Below are 3,510 nucleotides of genomic sequence, written 5' to 3'. Positions count from 1 at the left end.
GAGGGCCGAGAGATCGCGCGCGGGATGGTTGCATACGATGCGGCCGATGACGTAAGGATCGCGGGCCTGAAGACGACCGAGATCGAAACCGTGCTCGGCTACGAGGCGCGTTCGGCGATGATCCACCGCGACGACCTTGTGGTGAGCCATTCGGGTGACCAAGTACGGGCCGGCGACCAAACAGGGGCCGGTGACCAAGTCACGGTCGGTGGCGATGTAAGCGGAGGATGAGCCATGCTGAAACTGCATGAAAAATCCGGGGATGACACCGTAGCAACGATGGCCGATATCGGCCGTTGTGCCCGCGCTGCCGCCCGACCGCTGGCCATTGCCACGACCGCCGCCAAGAACGCCGCACTCCTCGCCATGGCAGAGGCGATCGTCGCTCGTGAGCAGGACATTCTCGACGCCAACGCCATCGATGTCTCGAACGGCCAGGAATCCGGGCTTTCCGCCTCCTTCATGGATCGGCTGAAGCTCGATCCGGCGCGCATTCGCGCCATGGCCGACGGCATCAGGGAAATCGCCGCGCTGCGCGATCCGGTCGGCGATGTGATGGCGCAATGGGACAGGCCGAACGACCTGCATATCGAGCGTGTGCGCACACCGCTCGGCGTCGTCGGCGTCATCTATGAGAGCCGCCCGAACGTCACCGCCGATGCCGGCGCGCTGTGCCTCAAGGCAGGCAATCCGGTGATCCTGCGTGGCGGCTCGGATTCGCTCAATTCATCAGCCGCCATCCATGCCTGCCTGGTCGAAGGGCTGAAGCAAGCCGGCCTGCCGGAAGACGCCATCCAGCTGGTGCCGACCACCGATCGCGCCGCCGTTGGCGAGATGCTGAAGGGCCTCGGCGGCACGCTGGATGTCATCATCCCGCGCGGCGGCAAAAGCCTCGTCGGGCGCGTGCAGGCTGAGGCACGGGTGCCGGTTTTCGCGCATCTCGAAGGCATCTGCCATCTCTACATCGACCGCTCGGCCGATCTCGACATGGCGGTGCGGATAGCCGTCAACGCCAAGATGCGGCGCACCGGCGTCTGCGGTGCCGCCGAGACGCTGCTGGTCGACCAGGCGGTCGCCTCCACCCATCTGGTGCCGATCCTCGACGCACTGCGCGCGGCGGGTTGCGAAATCCATGCCGATGCCGACGTGCTGAAAGTGTTTTTCGATGCCAAGCCGGCGATCGATGCCGACTGGGTGACTGAATATCTCGACGCCATCATCGCGGTGAAGCTGGTCGACGGCGTTGCCGGTGCCATCGAGCATATCGAGACGTTTTCCTCGCATCACACCGAGGCGATCGTCGCCGAGGACGCGCAAGCCGTCGAAAGATTCTTCAACGAGATCGATTCGGCGATCCTGCTGCACAACGCATCGACGCAGTTCGCCGATGGCGGTGAGTTCGGCATGGGCGCCGAGATCGGCATAGCCACCGGCAAGATGCATGCGCGCGGACCGGTCGGCGTCGAGCAGCTGACCTCGTTCAAATACCGCGTGCGCGGGTCGGGACAGGTGAGGCCTTGAATCTTTTCGTTGTCAGAGCCTGAGGCAATGCTGGCATCTTCCGAACCGGCGGTACCCTCCCGTTACCTGAAGATGCCGCATGCCGAGAAAGGCCTCGCCGTCGGCCTGTTCGGCGGCTCGTTCAATCCGCCGCATGCCGGCCATGCGCTGGTCGCCGAGATCGCGCTCAGGCGCCTGGCGCTCGACCAATTGTGGTGGATGGTCACGCCGGGCAATCCGCTGAAGAACACCAGGGAACTGGCGCCGCTCGGCGAACGGCTGCAGCTGTCGGAGCAGATCGCCAAGAACCCGAAGATCAAGGTCACCGCTTTCGAAGCCGCCCATCACGTCCGCTACACCGCCGACACGCTGGCGCTGGTCAAGGCGCGCAATCCCGGGGTCGACTTCGTCTGGATCATGGGTGCGGATAGTTTGCGCGATTTCCACCGCTGGCAGCGCTGGCGCGAGATCGTCATGACCTTCCCGATCGCCGTCATCGACCGCCCGGGCGCGACGCTGTCGTTCCTGTCCTCCGTCGTCGCCAAGACCTTCGACTATGCCCGCATCGACGAGGGCGATGCGCCGCGGCTTGCCCGCATGAAAGCGCCGGCCTGGACCTTTATCCACGGCCCGCGCTCGTCGCTGTCATCAAGTGCGATCCGCAAGCTGGCGAAGGGGTGAGCCCGACCGCCCGCCCATGTCGCTTTTATCGCTCCCTTTGCCCGTTTCATGGGCAATCCTGAGCAGGCATGTCGATTCCCAGGAAAACCCGCAGCGAAGCCGAGCAGGGCGCCGAGCCCACACCGCTGATCGCGATTGCCAGCGTCATCGTGTCGATGGCACTGATAGCCGTCGGCAACGGGCTGATGTTTGCCTATATCCCGGTTCGGCTCGGCGCCGAGGGTTTCGATCCGACCTGGGCCGGACTTATCATCACCGGACTTTCGGCCGGTGGGCTGGCGGGCTGCATCCTGACCGGACCGCTGGTGCGAAGGGTCGGCCATGCCCGTGCCTTCATGGTGTTGTCGGCGCTGATCGCACTCGCCAACGCCGCCGTCGGCGCCGGGGTCCATCCGCTGCTGTGGATAGCCGCCCGCGCGCTCTACGGCTTTGCCATCTGCGGCCTGTTCATCGTCGCGCAGAGCTGGCTGAACGACGCCGTTGCCAACGCCATCCGTGGCCGGGTCATGGCTTTCTTCTACGTTGCCTATGTCGCCGGGCTTGGCGTCGGCTACGCGACGCTGGCGCTGGTGGATATCAGGACAGCGGATGCGCCGCTGATCGGCATCGCCTTCACGGCGCTATCGATCCTTCCCGTCGGGATGACCCGACTTGCCCAGCCGCCGGCACCGCAGGCGGCCTCGGTGGCGCTGCGCCGCGCCTGGCGGGTTTCACCGGTCGGCGTCGCCGGCATGCTTGCGGTCGGCGGCCTGTCAATGTCGATTGCGGGCTTCGCGCCGATCCACGCCACGGCCAAGGGCTACAGCCAGGCCGATGTGGCGCTGCTGCTTTCGGCGATGCCTCTCGGCACGCTGATCCTGCAGATCCCGCTTGGCTGGATTTCTGATCGAACCGACCGCCGCTATGTGCTGATCGCCGCATCCGCGCTCGCCATGGTCGCCGGCGTATTTGCGCTCGGGTACGATGGCGGCGCGTTGGCCGCGTTGGTTGTGATCTATATCGTGTGGGACGGCGCCTCGGAATCGATCTATTCGCTGGCCAGCGCACATGCCGCCGACCGCGCCGGCAAGGACGACATGGTGGCGCTGTCCAGTTCGCTTTTGTTTGCCTGGTCGCTGTCGGGTTTCGTCGTGCCCGGCATCGTGACGGCGCTGTCGGCCGTCTTCGGAACGCAGGCTTTCATCTATGTGGCTGTTCTCATCGCCGCTGCCTTCTGCCTGTTCGTGCTTTTGCGGGTGTTCACGACGCGTGCGGTCCCGGTCGGTGAAACCGGCAGTTTCGCACCGATGACGGCGCAGGCGCCTTTGCCGGTCGAACTTGCCTTCGCAC

General features: G+C 65.3%; 3 protein-coding genes and 1 pseudogene. All 4 read left to right on the top strand.

Annotated features, from left to right (window positions below):
• A pseudogene (locus tag EN984_RS27015) lies at window positions 1–231 on the top strand (glutamate 5-kinase); the annotation flags it as partial.
• A gap of 3 nt (window positions 232–234) precedes the next feature.
• Window positions 235–1,521, top strand: a complete 1,287-nt coding sequence (locus tag EN984_RS27010) for a glutamate-5-semialdehyde dehydrogenase (protein ID WP_127266816.1) — start codon at window positions 235–237, stop codon at window positions 1,519–1,521.
• A gap of 27 nt (window positions 1,522–1,548) precedes the next feature.
• On the top strand, window positions 1,549–2,181 hold the full coding sequence (locus EN984_RS27005; RefSeq protein ID WP_236383241.1) for a nicotinate-nucleotide adenylyltransferase: 633 nt from the start codon (window positions 1,549–1,551) through the stop codon (window positions 2,179–2,181).
• A 68-nt stretch (window positions 2,182–2,249) separates the two neighbouring features.
• Window positions 2,250–3,510 (top strand): MFS transporter (locus EN984_RS27000; RefSeq protein WP_127384081.1); only part of this gene is annotated, 1,261 nt, incomplete at its 3' end.

This window comes from Mesorhizobium sp. M7A.F.Ca.CA.004.12.1.1, from assembly GCF_003997835.1.
GTDB lineage: Bacteria > Pseudomonadota > Alphaproteobacteria > Rhizobiales > Rhizobiaceae > Mesorhizobium.
This window is presented reverse-complemented; position numbering and strand designations above follow the sequence as displayed.

Coding starts and splice junctions, on each gene's coding strand:
- EN984_RS27005 (WP_236383241.1), top strand. CDS start 1,549: ATGCTGGCATCTTCCGAACCGGCGGTACCCTCCCGTTACCTGAAGATG.
- EN984_RS27010 (WP_127266816.1), top strand. CDS start 235: ATGCTGAAACTGCATGAAAAATCCGGGGATGACACCGTAGCAACGATG.